We start from the raw sequence: 12715 nt of genomic DNA, 5'->3' as shown, positions 1-12715 counted from the left end.
CTCACTGAGACAAGTCTTTCTGCTCAGGCAGTTTTTCCCAGACTACAATGATTAACGTTGCGATAGGGCCAATAAATAAAGAGAGAAAAAACCAGTTAAGACCGCTACGGTTTTTTCCTTGAGCTAGTCCAGCGTTGATGAGGGCCAATGTACCCCAACCAACAAAATATTGATCTTCCATTTGCGAATCTGCCTCCATTGTTGAAATATTGCTCCTATTATATAGAGTTGCTAAGAGTTTTACAAAATGTGTATGAACAAACTAAAAATGGCCACTCGAAAACGAGGGCCACTGAGAGGAACTGATCCGGGAACGGAAGGGGGTCCCTGAACCATTGCATCAGGCGCTTTGATACGCGGTTATTTATACAAAATATCATCCCGTAGTGATCCTACTTTGCCGAGAGCATCGGCAATATCTTCTTCGCTTACACCAAAGTGAGTCAAGGCCTCACGCAGATGCCCAACGATAGCATCAAAATGAACGGGTTGCAGATTCATTCCTTCGTGAGCCTTTGCCATGGACTGGCCAGAATATTGATTCGGACCACCAAGGGCATAGCTGATGAACTTTGTTTGGTGTTTACGCTGTTTTTCCATATCGGTGTTTTTGAAAAAGTGGTTCACGGTGTCATCAGCTAAAACTAAATCATAAAAGTAGTCCACTACTTTCGCGACCGTATCTTCGCCACCATATTTCTCGTAAAACGTGCTCATTATTGGCCTCCTTAGGACGTTTGCTTCTCTTATATATTCCTCCATTGTTGGAAACCTATTAAAGAAAAGCCCGCAAGCTGATGCCGATTGCGTTTCGACGTCAGCCTGCGGACTAGATGCGTGCTATGTGGGCTTTGTTTTAGCCAACTTTCCTGATCACTTTCGAATTTCCACCTGAACTGACAATGATCCATCCTTCAGGAATAGGCGAGGCTTGTATTACCTCAATCTGTGTTCCGTTAGGAGCACCATTGACATTTCTGATCACATTCGATCCCCCATAGGTTCGAACCATGATCCATCCTTTTGGGATAGGAGAAGCGAGCATTACTTCTACCTCTGTGCCGTACGAAGCACCATCAACATTTCTGATTACATTCGATCCTCCAAAGGCTCGAACCATGACCCATCCTTCAGGAATAGGCGAGGCGAGCATCACCTCTACCTCCGTGCCATAAGAAGCACCGTTCATATTCTTGATTACATTCGATCCTCTAAAGGCTCGAACCATGACCCATCCGGTTGGGATGGGCGAAGCTAGCAGCACCTCTACCTCCGTGCCATAAGAAGCACCGTTCACATTCCTGATCAGGTTCTGCGTTCCTAAAGTTCTAACGATAACCCATCCGGCTGGAATAGGTGAGGTAAGTGATACCCAGATTTCTTCACCAGACATGGCATTTCTGATTTTTTTATTGGAAGCGTAGGTGGTTGCCTTTTCCTGTGTAGGGAGCGCTGCCGCTTGGACTTGTGTGGCTAGAGAGGGTACAACGACGACTGAACTTAATGACAGGATAATAAGTGTTTTTTTAAACATGAGCATCAACCTTTCATGATAAAAGTTGTTTGGAAACGATCATCGAGTCAGTCGAAAGTTGTATATTTCTAAAAATACTAATTTATTACATTTTATACGATTATTGTTCTGATTACTTTAGGAGATATTGTCGAATGCTAGGCAAAGTTGACGATAGGTTGAACAGCCGCGAGAAAAGCAAATGACCCTCTCATCGGTTGAGAGGGTTAAGGTAAGGTGGGATCCTATTTCATAAAGCTTAAAGCGACGCCAATGGAATAAGGTACAAGCCATAAAATCCATACGATCAAGCTAAATTTATGGAACTGCTTGATTTGATGTCCATTCTTTTTCCATAGGACGACACAGGCCCACACTGTATGGAGAAACATCAAGATCAGAGCGATCAGCCCAGTAATGCCATGCAAATTTAAACTGGAGTTGTCAGCAAGTAATTTCATAAACGTAGTTCCGATAGTATCAAATGCCAAGCCAAGACCAAAAAAGATAAGGTGTTTCCTCTTTAGCTCTCCTGAACGTTTTTCGCTCCATACCCCAATCGTATAGGCAATGAGAGCAAGATTTATAAAAATCACGGCTGCTGCTAACAAGTAAGATCATCTCCTGTTCATTTCTTTTGACTACGCTTGTAAGTGTAATCGTTGAACATGAACATAAGATGAACGACCGTGTAGATGGAGGTACCGATGCCCCTCACATGAGGAGCACCAGTACTGCAAAGCTAGTTGTCTAGGTGCGATGGACCATCTGCATGAAACAAGTGTCTCAAGATCGCATGACTCACGTCGGTCACTGGTTCAAAAACAAAAGCAACCAGATGTTCATGTGGCTCCAGATAGTAATTCCTGTAGCCGAGCTGAATCAACTCCCGATTGAGTCGTGCCGCATCTTCGAAACTTGCATAGAAATACAGATGCTTGGTCATGGTAATCACCTCCTTCCGCACTAAAACGTAGCAGAAGGAGTAGAATCACACCAACGATCAAGACTTTGATTTCCAATTGGAAAAGGAAAAAACCCTTATTTACAATAAGGGTTCTGGTGTACTCATCGTACGACGCTCATCGAGAGCACTGCTCCACTTAACCATGATTCCGCAAAAGCGTGTTGGCTACCCGATTTATTCGAGAATACCCAAATGCCAACGTTAAAGGTGTACTGGTGCCCGGGAGACATTGCGAAGCTGAGGCTTGGTGGATTGGTCACATCAACGTAACCGGATGATTCGTAACGACCGCCACCGTTTCCATGTACACTTTCGCTGAACAGCTTCCCACTCGCACTGTTGACCAGTTGCCCGTCCTTCAGTACGGTCAGCTCTGTGCCTGCCTCAACCATAACACTATCCGCAGATTCAATGCTAGACAGGTGCCACTTGGGCACAAAACGTCGAGAGGCGTATCCAGTTGCGGTCACTTCGCGATCTGTGGAGAGCATTATGCCAAAACCCGCATGTGCCGCTATGAAGCCTGGGGCACCCATTCCACCTTCTCCTGATACAGCTCCTGATCTGGCGATTAAACCGACTTCACCTGTTTCGTTATTGAGGTTCTGGAAAGTGGGAGGACTTCCATCTGGGAGAAACCAGCTCCATGTGAAATCAAAAGGGGGGACAATAGCCAGCGTCCGAATGTGGGCAGTATCAGGAATGTTCAGGTCTATAGACTGTAGGTTAGATCGATCACCTTGTGCATAGACACTTGTCTGTACTTTCGACTTCGATGTATCAGTGGCAAGGGTTTGTTCAATTTTCTTTTCGAAGCTTGCGATGAGTGTGGCAATAGAGCGCTCAGCGGCCTGACGTAGTTCGGTTTGCGTCACATTTTCACGAAATGAAATATGCGCATTCGGAGGCAGGCCATTAACGGACATGCGATGTTTCTCAGTCGTATGAATCTCCTCCTATTATCAATCAGCTAAAATGTATCGTTACCATAAAGGAGGAACACGATACCGAGTCAGACCGACATTATATTTGCGGATTTGAAAATACCGCGGAGGGACCATTCTTTTACACAACACCTGTTTGGTTAAAAGCAAGTCTTTTTTACGAATTGGTTGAGGAAGTAACTACTTTGAATCCGAAGAAAAAATAAGAAAAACCCTTAATAAATAAGGGCTTTTCCTTTTTCATAGTCTATTCGCTCTACCGATTGTCGACTTTCTCCGGATACATATCATGATTCATCATCCGATGGCTCGCCATCTCCTCGTACTTCGTCCCCGGTTTCCCGTAGTTGCAATACGGATCGATCGAGATGCCGCCGCGCGGAGTGAACTTGCCCCATACCTCGATGTAGCGCGGGTCCATCAGCTTGATCAAGTCGTTCATGATGACGTTGACGCAATCCTCGTGAAAATCACCGTGATTGCGGAAGCTGAAAAGGTACAGCTTGAGCGATTTGCTCTCTACCATTTTGATGTCAGGAATGTAGCTGATATAGATTGTCGCAAAGTCTGGTTGTCCGGTAATCGGGCACAGGCTGGTGAATTCCGGGCAGTTGAACTTTACGAAATAATCGCGGTACGGATGCTTGTTGTCAAAAGACTCCAATACGCTCGGGTCATAGGAGTAGTTGTATGTTGTGCCTTGATTCCCCAAAAGAGTGAGGGAGGATAAATCGCGTTCTTGTTGATGTGCCATATGAGTACATCCTCTTTTCTTCCATGAGAGTAAAATATCGTTTAAACGCCTCGTTTATTGCCCCAGACAAGCGCATGTAGTTGGGGCAGAACCTTCGCGTCATTCATGTCAGGTGTCGCCATCGCTTGATCGATCAGCCATTCAAAGCTCTCCAAAAGCTTATCCCGAAGCCGAGGTGTATCAGCGTCAGACAGATCACTGTTTCCTGGCTGTAAGTAGAAAGGAACCTCTGGAAAACGCTGATGGATGGTGCGTGCATAGGCAAAGTCGGCGTCGTCGAAAACAACCACTTTCAGGCTAAGTCCTGGATGTTTTTGTTCCAAAAGCTCGTGTACAATTCGATCAAGCGCTTGAAAATCTGTTTCCATCCCGGAACTTGGCGGCTTCGGTGAAATTGTAATGTCGTCAATCTGTGGAAGCCATGCTTGCCACTTGCTGCCTTGTGTTTCGACTGCTGTGCGAATGCCATGCTCCTTCAACAGGGCAATTAAGTCGCCAATGCCAGCCAAAAGCGCAGGATTTCCCCCGGAGATCGTGACATGAGAAAAACGGTCCCCGCCTAAGCGAGTGAGCTCCTCCCAGATCGCCTCGGGCGTCATTTGCCTGATTTCATCACGGGCAGATCCATCCCATGTAAAAGCGGAGTCGCACCAGTTGCAACGATAGTCACAGCCAGCTGTTCGCACAAACATCGTTTTTTGTCCGATAACCATTCCTTCGCCCTGAATCGTAGGGCCGAATATTTCCAAGACCGGGATCATTCCGTCATCCACTCCCGTCTTGCCTCAGCATAGCTGGTCGGTGTCTCAAACAGGCGAACGAACTCCACACGAGCGCCATTGTAGCGGTCGCGGTAGGCATCTGACTGCAATTGCTTTTCCATCTCTTCAAAAATCCACACGACCATGTTTTCGGCAGTGGTATTCATCGGTGGGAGCATTTCATTCAGATAGCGGTGATCCAAATAGATTTCGATGTGCTCTTTCCAGATTTGCTTGATGTCACCGAAGTCGATCACGAGTCCAATCTCATCCGGAAAACCGCTAATGCCGAAGACGACCGTGTACGTATGGCCGTGGAGATTTTTACACTTTCCTTCATAGGCGTGCAGATGATGTGCAGCGTCAAAAGTAAATTCCTTGCTTACCAAAACGCGTTTATTATGGTAGCGAAGCTGTGATTTTTGAATATGGGTACCCAGTGCCTGCATGCGATCGACGATACGAAAATCAAAGTTCGCGCTCATCAGGCTTGTTCTCCAGGTTGATTTTTCTCGGAAAGATACGTGTCTAGTCCGGCTTTTCGCAGGTGGCAGGCAGGGCATTCGCCGCAGCCGTCTCCTTTGATGCCGTTATAGCAGGTGAGGGTATTTTCGCGAATATAAGAGAAGGCACCCAGATCGTCCGCCAGTTTCCACGTTTGTGCTTTGTTCAGCCACATCAGCGGCGTATGAATCACAAACGGATAGTCCATCGACAAATTCAATGTCACATTGAGTGATTTGATAAAGGCGTCACGGCAGTCGGGATAACCGCTAAAATCCGTTTCGCATACACCGGTAATCAAGTGACGTGCTCCTCGTTGCTTGGCGAAAACGCCCGCAAAGGAAAGGAACAACAAGTTGCGTCCGTCAACGAACGTGGATGGCAATTGGCCTTCTTCCTGGGTAATGTCAATATCTGTGCGGGTGAGTGCATTGGGCGCGAGCTGGTTTAACAGGCTCATGTCCAATACGGAGTTTTTGACGCCGAGTTCTGCGGCAATTTGCTGGGCGCACTCGATCTCCAGCTTGTGTCGCTGCCCGTAGTCAAACGTGAGGGTTTCTACTTCGCCGAATTGCTCTTTCGCCCAAAACAGGCAGGTAGTGCTGTCCTGACCTCCGCTAAAGACGACAACGGCTTTTTCCTTTTTCATCATTGCTCTCCATCTCCTTTTGAAGTATCGAAGAAAGAGAGTTCTTGAACTTTCCTGCAAAAAAACAATAACAATACCAAAGAAAGGTACTGTTATCCGGCTTAGTTTTTTATAGAGGGAGTTCGCGAACCTCTCCCGTGCAGATGCACGGATTTCTTATTTGTGCAGCCCAAGTGGGCGCCTTGAGACATTATACAACAATCAGCGCCGAAGTGGGGGATTATCGCTTGGAAAAAGATTGACGGATGGAGGGTGCTACTGCTAGTGTTTTTTTCATAATCGATCAACATGGAGTGGAGCGGGTAATTTTGATGAGAGACGTCCCATTAGTGGAAGAATATCGCGGTGGCATTCTGGAGAACGTACATAACGGCATCGTGTGTGGCGTGAATGAAAAAGGAGAGGTGGCTTATCGGGCGGGCGACGTGAATCATATCACCTTATTGCGCTCAGCAGCTAAGCCCTTTCAAGCCATTCCCATCGCCAAACGTAAAATTGATGAAAAATTCGGACTGAATAACAGCGAAGCAGCACTCTTTGCGGCCTCACATCGTGGTGAAGTCTATCATATGGAAGGCTTGGAGTCGATTTTACGAAAGACCGGCATTCAGGAAGACGAATTGCTAACTTGCCCGACATATCCGCTCAACGAGGAGCCGAAGTCTGCTTGCTTGTCCCAAGGCATAGAAAAGCGTAGGCTCTTTCATAACTGTGCGGGAAAGCATTTGGGGTACTTGGCATTGTCGAAGGATCAAGGATATTCCACTCATGATTACTTCAAGGCAGAGCATCCAGCGCAACAGGAGGCATTGAAGGTGTTTGCCGACCTGGCTGACTATTCAAAAGAGCAGGTTCAGCTAAGCGTCGACGGCTGTGGCTTCCCGGTTTTTGCGCTGCCGCTCAAGAACCTGGCGATCGCATATCTAAAGCTGGCGTGCCCGGATCTGATCGAGGATCACGAGACGCGTGAGGCAGTAGAGAGAGTCACGGGCTGGATGACTAGCAGTCCCGAGATCATAGCCAGTCACAACTTCGTCTGTACAGCGCTTTTAATGGATGAAAATATAATCGCCAAAGGCGGAGCGATGGGCGTATACGGCTTTGCTTTGAAAAAAGAGAGACTCAGCTTCTCGCTTAAGGTACTGAATGGCTCTGAATTAGTATGGCCGCTTATTATCGCATCGATCTTGGAGCAGATTCAGTATGAAAATCTGGAAACCATCGACCGACTGCATGCGCTGGCTCCAAAAGCCATTAAAAACGACAATCAGTTGGTGGTTGGGGAGAAACGACCAGTTTTTGTTTTGAACAAATGCTAAAAACGGAGGCGAAGAATCATGCTAGTGGAAGTGATTGCGACTTCAGTTGAGGATGCAAAGCGTGCAGAGCAAGGCGGGGCTGACAGATTGGAGCTCATCTCGGGAATCTTGGAGGGAGGTATTACTCCGAGCTGGGGATTGATTGAGGCAGTGGTCAAGGCGGTTTCTATCCCGGTAAACGTCATGGTACGACCGCATAGCCAATCGTTTTGCTATACAGCAGAAGAACTTGCGGTCATGCGACAGGATGTACGTATCATCCGTGAACTTGGCGCTACAGGTGTCGTATTCGGCATGCTGACTCCAGAAAATAAGCTCGATCAGCGGGGGTTGGAGCTGTTGCTTGGAGAGTCAGGTGCGTTGAATGTGACGTTCCATCGTGCGTTTGATGATGCGGTGGATCAAATGGAAGCAGCGCGTATTCTCATGGAATATCCCCAGGTCCGTACCATTCTTACTTCTGGGGGCAAAAAAACGGCTGTTGAGGGAGCTGATTGCATCGAGCAGCTCGTCAAGCTGACAGAGAACACACAGCTCACGATTTTGGCAGGAAGCGGATTGTCGCTGGCTAACGTGGGAGACCTCGTGAAACGTACGGGTGTCAAAGAGGTTCATTTTGGATCGGCAGTACGAGAAGAAGGACAGGCTCTCCGATACGTCGATGCAGAGCGGGTGGCAGCCATCAAACAACTACTGTAAGCATAAAACAAGCCGACACCTTACTTCTGGAGGGGAGTCGGCTTGTTGTTCATTTGCTTTCGTATCCAGTAACCGACGAGGAGAATCAGCGGATACAAGAACCCTATTGTTAAATCAAAGAACGGCCAGTACGTATACGTTTCGTATAAAAAAGCTTCGTTTGGAACGACGATAATCGCGATGGCGACAAATAAGATGCATATGGGCAAGGTGAGCGGCTGATGCTCCTTTAAATGGAGAAGCTGCTTTATACCTACACAGAAACCATACATATACAGTACGACTTTGAAATAAATGGAGACAAACCACCACATGAGAGCCATCATCGCTTCCTGCCTTTGAAAGAACTCTCCTACTTGGACTCGTTTGGCGAGGGAGTAGCTCGGAAAAGTCTCACGAGAAACCAATTCCGGGCCGAGTACCAATAGTGATAAGAAGATGACGGCAAGCAGACAAACTCCACCGTATATAGCTCCTCGCAAAAAAGCAGACGTGAGCTTTTGCTTTGCATCCAGGAGTGGAGTAATCATGAGGATAATAACCAGCTCCGAGAAGGGAAAAGCGGTCACGGATAATACACCTCTTATAACGGGCTTAAAGCCATTTTCCAAGAAGGGGAAAAGATTCTCGAATTGAAACTGAGGGCTTAACAAAAGAAAAAATGTAACGAACGTAAGGACAAACCAGAGGAAAAAGATTTCGCTGGTACGCGCAAAAGCTTCAAGACCTAATCGAACGGCGTATATGGCGCAGGCAACGAGTAAAAACATGACAGCGTGGATGGGTGTTGCTTTCATTATGTGTGTGGTCATGAATTCTCCGATCGTCCGTATATAGACAGCGCCGTTTATTAATATAGCTCCCAAAAAGAAGAGAGAAAAGAACGCGCCGATCCACCGTCCAAATATGAGCTTGTTCTTTTCAATTAGCGTTTGTTCGGGGTAGATGCGACCGACTACACAAAACAAGTATACGATGGCCAGCCCCAGCACCATGCCGATCAATCCTGATAGCCATCCATCGTGACTCGCTTCAGTCGCAGGTACGGAAGGCAAGATCAAGATGGAGTCGCCTATGGTGATGAATGTGACGAGAATGACAAATTGACGGCTGCCAATCTTATCGGAGTTCTGCATGATGCCTCACCTTGTCCGTAGGTTTATCTTACGTATTATTTCCAAGTTCAGGATGGATAAACGAACCGTAAGCTGGTACCGTCTCTTGTTTGAATTGTTTTCGCAATAGTATGATAATAAGGAAGCGTCAAGAAACTACGAGCAACGGGAGAAGGGAAGAAAAGCTGTGGAGCTGGAAAAAAGGTTGTCGGCCATTATCAGACAAGCGGAGGGTACTTGGGGCGTCGTTGTGGAGGAACAGGGTTCAGCTAAAGGAATCCGTTTTGAATATGCACCGGACGAGCTGTTTATTGCGGAGAGTGTCATTAAAGTGCCGATCATGGCTGCCGTTTACGCAGCAAGTGAGCAGGGGCATTTTCAATTGGATGATCAGCTTGTTTTACGCCAAGAGGATCTGGTGGGGGGATCAGGGGTGTTGTACGCGCTATCTCCAGGCTTGAAGCTTTCGATTCGCGACTTGGTGACCCTCATGATTATTCAGAGCGACAATACGGCGACAAACATGCTGATTAATTTAGTAGGAAAAGCGCAGATTGATCAGACCATGATTGATTTGGACATGCGCCAAAGCTGCTATTCACGAAAACTTATGATTTATCCACTTGATATCACAGAAAACAATAAGATAACCGCTGGGGATGTTGCGAGTATGCTAGGTCATTTGGCAACGGGTAGTTATCTGTCTCAGCGTGCCTGCAAAGAGATGATTGCCATTATGAAAAAGCAGCAAGTCCGTAATGGTCTGCCGTCCCAATTGCCAAATGAGGAAGAATCCAATTATCCTGCATGGGAAATGCCGTGTAAATCGGGCTGGGATACCGGAAGACAGCATGATGTAGGCTTGCTGTATACGAACAATCGCTGCTTTTCCATTACGGCCTTATCCAAAGATGTAACCGCTCAATCCGCTCTGAACACACTAGGATTACTGGGAAGAGCTGTGTATGACTACACCATTTTGGCTGTCGATTAGATCGGCAGCTTTTTTACTTGTTGAAGGACAGAACTTGTTTGGAAACCTCATCGATCTCTTGCAATTCTGACGAGGTCAAAGAAAATCGCATGGCTTTGACATTTTCCTTTGCATGATGGACTTTGGACGCGCCTGGAATCGCAAAGACCGTTTCGTCATGAGCGTGGATCAACCAGTTCAAAGCAATTTGTGTAGCGGATGCATCGTATTTGCGTGCAAGCTCCTCCAAGACCGTGATAAGCGGCTGGGATTTTTTGAGTCCGGTGGAACGAAAGGGGGCTGTCCATTTTCGGGGTCCTGTAATGGACTGGACAAGGGCAGGATTTTTATGAAACTTGCCGCTTAGAATCCCTTGCTCAAGCGGAGAATACGCGATAATTGCAATACCCAACTCTTTTGCTGTATCCAGAATCCCGTTTTGTTCGATTCGTCTGTCCAGCAGGCTGTATTTCACTTGATTGGAGATGAGACGCAGACCATGCTCGCGCAATACGCGATCGGCTTCTCGCATGCTTTTGGCGGAAAAATTACTGACGCCCACGTTCTGAATCTTGCCTTGCTTGACGAGCTTGGCCATTTCATTCATTTCGCTTGCAACCGAGGACAAGGAGTAGGGCTGGTGGACTTGATGCAAATGGATGGTACGGTTGTCGAGCAAACGAATGCGCTCGTCGATTGTGTTCCCGATGCTTTTGGCGGTGCGCAGTACAGGCCACCATTTCGTCGCAATATGAGCGAAATCGGCTAGTGGGCCGGCGTCGTTTAAGGCTTTTGCCAGCATCTGTTCTGATTGACCTTTGCCGTATACTTCTGCCGTATCAAACCAGTTAATGCCCCCATGCAAACTCGTCTGCACAATTTTTAAAACATCGTCAGGTCCAATGACAGGCCAAAACTTCCCCACCATTCCGTGTCCATTGCTGAACTGCCAGCAGCCGAGGCCGAGAGGAGAAAGCATCAGGTCTGAGCTTCCCAATTTTCGCAAGACAGGCGTTTCGATTGCTCCCAAGGCACTCCACCTACTCCCGTTCGATTATCGATTTAAGATACTTTCTTCCAATACAGCATACTTGTCTCCGTATTCCTTAATGATATGCTTTTCGCCCCATAAGCAGAGCGAATCGAGAATACTTTTCAAGGTCCAGCCGTACTCGCTGAGCTCATATTCCACTTTTGGCGGAACTTGATTGTAAATGATCCGGTTGATGATGCCATCCTCTTCAAGCTCTCTAAGTTGCTGCGTCAGCATCTTCTGCGTAATGCCTGGCATTAGTCGTTTCAATTCACTTGTACGTTTTTTTCCGTGAGTCAGGTGACACAAAATAACGCATTTCCATTTACCGCCGATGACCTCAAGTGTAGCTTCCACTGAAATGTTATACTTCTTCTTCATTGTTGATTTCCCCCTGAATGATAGGTACTTATTAGTGCCTATCACACAAAAAAGTGCGTACTTTTCCTTTTCGTTAGTCTATCTCATAATAACACTTGTCAAACGACATGAAGCACATTAGGTGACTGGAAACAGTCATACTAACATAGAGTCCAAGAATGGAGGAGACAAGTTATGCCTAAAAATTTGCAAGATACGACTACACTGTACAACGGAGTAAAAATGCCTTGGTTGGGTCTAGGTGTTTTTAAAGTAGAGGAAGGCCAGGAGCTCGAGCAAGCGGTAAAAACAGCAATCAAGCATGGCTACCGCAGTATCGATACAGCTGCTATTTATAATAATGAAGAAGGTGTTGGCCGTGGAATCCGTGCAGGTTTGCAGGAAGCGGGCATCACTCGAGAAGATCTTTTTGTTACCTCGAAAGTATGGAATGCGGATTTGGGGTATGAATCCACGTTGCAAGCATATGAGACAAGCCTGAAAAAACTCGGACTGGAATACTTGGACTTGTACCTCATTCACTGGCCGGTAGAAGGAAAGTTCAAAGAAGCATGGAGAGCATTAGAGGCGCTGTACAAAAAAGGGTTGGTAAAAGCAATCGGGGTAAGTAATTTCCACGTTCATCATTTAGAGGAACTGCTTAAAGACGCTGAAATTAAGCCGATGGTCAACCAAGTGGAATTCCATCCGCGCTTGTCCCAAGATGAACTGCGTGCTTTCTGCAAGGATCAAGGGATTCAATTTGAAGCATGGTCTCCGCTTATGCAAGGCCAACTATTGGAGAATCCAGTACTAAAAGGAATTGCAGAAAAATACGGGAAGTCCATTGCCCAAATCATTATTCGCTGGGATTTGCAAAATGGCGTCGTAACTATTCCAAAGTCGACCAAAGAGCATCGAATCGTCGAGAATGCATCCGTATTTGATTTCGAACTGTCGAAAGAGGACATGGAAATGATTCATGCGTTGAACCAAAATCACCGAGTTGGTCCAGACCCGGATAACTTTGATTTTTAATAACTGACGGCATACAAAAAAACTCCTGATGACTTCAGGAGTTTTTTGCGTTGTGGGAAAGGAATAGGAATCAAATGACATCTGGC

At 46.6% G+C, this 12715-nt stretch carries 18 protein-coding genes and 1 riboswitch (1 of these 19 cut by a window edge); of the genes, 4 read left to right on the top strand and 14 right to left on the bottom strand.

What is annotated here, in order from left to right:
- Nucleotide 1: 1 nt before the first annotated feature.
- From FO446_RS22485 to queC, 10 genes are all read right to left on the bottom strand, one after another.
- Nucleotides 2-181, bottom strand: coding sequence for a hypothetical protein (locus tag FO446_RS22485; RefSeq protein ID WP_173610220.1), 180 nt, complete (start codon nucleotides 179-181; stop codon nucleotides 2-4).
- 179 nt (nucleotides 182-360) lie between these two features.
- On the bottom strand, nucleotides 361-717 hold the full coding sequence (locus tag FO446_RS22480) for a group I truncated hemoglobin (protein WP_173610221.1): 357 nt from the start codon (nucleotides 715-717) through the stop codon (nucleotides 361-363).
- 139 nt (nucleotides 718-856) lie between these two features.
- Complete coding sequence (locus tag FO446_RS22475; protein ID WP_237899113.1) at nucleotides 857-1534, bottom strand: hypothetical protein; 678 nt, start codon at nucleotides 1532-1534, stop codon at nucleotides 857-859.
- A 224-nt stretch (nucleotides 1535-1758) separates the two neighbouring features.
- A complete protein-coding gene (locus FO446_RS22470; protein ID WP_106785620.1) occupies nucleotides 1759-2124 on the bottom strand; it encodes an HsmA family protein in 366 nt (121 codons plus the stop codon).
- A 131-nt stretch (nucleotides 2125-2255) separates the two neighbouring features.
- Complete coding sequence (locus FO446_RS22465; protein ID WP_173610223.1) at nucleotides 2256-2459, bottom strand: hypothetical protein; 204 nt, start codon at nucleotides 2457-2459, stop codon at nucleotides 2256-2258.
- Between the two features lie 122 nt (nucleotides 2460-2581).
- A complete protein-coding gene (locus FO446_RS22460; protein WP_173610224.1) occupies nucleotides 2582-3406 on the bottom strand; it encodes a hypothetical protein in 825 nt (274 codons plus the stop codon).
- A gap of 274 nt (nucleotides 3407-3680) precedes the next feature.
- Nucleotides 3681-4178: a preQ(1) synthase gene (gene queF / locus FO446_RS22455; RefSeq protein ID WP_007729714.1), complete on the bottom strand. Its 498-nt coding sequence runs from the start codon at nucleotides 4176-4178 to the stop codon at nucleotides 3681-3683.
- A 41-nt stretch (nucleotides 4179-4219) separates the two neighbouring features.
- Nucleotides 4220-4939 carry a 7-carboxy-7-deazaguanine synthase QueE gene (gene queE / locus FO446_RS22450; RefSeq protein WP_173610225.1) on the bottom strand — a complete coding sequence of 240 codons (720 nt, stop codon included), beginning with the start codon at nucleotides 4937-4939 and terminating at the stop codon, nucleotides 4220-4222.
- Complete coding sequence (queD, locus tag FO446_RS22445; protein ID WP_007729718.1) at nucleotides 4936-5424, bottom strand: 6-carboxytetrahydropterin synthase QueD; 489 nt, start codon at nucleotides 5422-5424, stop codon at nucleotides 4936-4938. The genes queE and queD overlap by 4 nt, the downstream gene beginning before the upstream one ends.
- Nucleotides 5424-6092, bottom strand: coding sequence for a 7-cyano-7-deazaguanine synthase QueC (gene queC, locus FO446_RS22440; protein ID WP_173610257.1), 669 nt, complete (start codon nucleotides 6090-6092; stop codon nucleotides 5424-5426). Before queC ends, queD begins: the two co-directional genes overlap by 1 nt.
- A gap of 95 nt (nucleotides 6093-6187) precedes the next feature.
- Nucleotides 6188-6231: riboswitch (PreQ1 riboswitch) on the bottom strand.
- A gap of 172 nt (nucleotides 6232-6403) precedes the next feature.
- On the opposite strand from queC, the gene FO446_RS22435 reads away from it, so the two are divergent.
- On the top strand, nucleotides 6404-7411 hold the full coding sequence (locus FO446_RS22435; RefSeq protein ID WP_173610226.1) for an asparaginase: 1008 nt from the start codon (nucleotides 6404-6406) through the stop codon (nucleotides 7409-7411).
- An 18-nt stretch (nucleotides 7412-7429) separates the two neighbouring features.
- Nucleotides 7430-8110, top strand: coding sequence for a copper homeostasis protein CutC (locus tag FO446_RS22430; RefSeq protein WP_173610227.1), 681 nt, complete (start codon nucleotides 7430-7432; stop codon nucleotides 8108-8110).
- Between the two features lie 20 nt (nucleotides 8111-8130).
- Here the strand turns inward: FO446_RS22430 and FO446_RS22425 are convergent, their stop codons facing one another.
- The gene (locus FO446_RS22425) at nucleotides 8131-9246 is read right to left on the bottom strand and encodes a GerAB/ArcD/ProY family transporter (RefSeq protein ID WP_237899111.1); all 1116 of its coding nucleotides are present in this window, start codon (nucleotides 9244-9246) and stop codon (nucleotides 8131-8133) included.
- 166 nt (nucleotides 9247-9412) lie between these two features.
- Between FO446_RS22425 and FO446_RS22420 the strand changes: the two genes are divergently transcribed.
- Complete coding sequence (locus tag FO446_RS22420; RefSeq protein ID WP_237899109.1) at nucleotides 9413-10219, top strand: serine hydrolase; 807 nt, start codon at nucleotides 9413-9415, stop codon at nucleotides 10217-10219.
- A 13-nt stretch (nucleotides 10220-10232) separates the two neighbouring features.
- Here FO446_RS22420 and FO446_RS22415 read toward each other — a convergent pair whose 3' ends face one another.
- A complete protein-coding gene (locus FO446_RS22415; RefSeq protein WP_232774647.1) occupies nucleotides 10233-11177 on the bottom strand; it encodes an aldo/keto reductase in 945 nt (314 codons plus the stop codon).
- Nucleotides 11178-11252: 75 nt separating this feature from the next.
- Entirely contained in the window at nucleotides 11253-11612 is a 360-nt protein-coding gene (locus tag FO446_RS22410) for a winged helix-turn-helix transcriptional regulator (RefSeq protein ID WP_173610230.1), read from the bottom strand.
- A 174-nt stretch (nucleotides 11613-11786) separates the two neighbouring features.
- Here FO446_RS22410 and FO446_RS22405 point away from each other — a divergent pair, with 174 nt between their 5' ends.
- Nucleotides 11787-12629 (top strand): aldo/keto reductase, encoded by an 843-nt coding sequence (locus FO446_RS22405; RefSeq protein ID WP_237899107.1) that lies wholly within the window; start codon nucleotides 11787-11789, stop codon nucleotides 12627-12629.
- A 70-nt stretch (nucleotides 12630-12699) separates the two neighbouring features.
- Here the strand turns inward: FO446_RS22405 and FO446_RS22400 are convergent, their stop codons facing one another.
- Nucleotides 12700-12715, bottom strand: partial view of a Fur family transcriptional regulator gene (locus tag FO446_RS22400; protein ID WP_232774645.1) — the final stretch only. Its footprint extends 281 nt past the window's final position; 16 of the gene's 297 nt are visible here — the last part of the coding sequence; its start codon lies off the right edge, out of view; its stop codon occupies nucleotides 12700-12702.

The sequence above is a fragment of the Brevibacillus brevis genome, from assembly GCF_022026395.1.
GTDB lineage: Bacteria > Bacillota > Bacilli > Brevibacillales > Brevibacillaceae > Brevibacillus.
The sequence above is the reverse complement of the archived record's forward strand: the minus strand, read 5'-3'. Positions and strand labels throughout refer to the sequence as shown.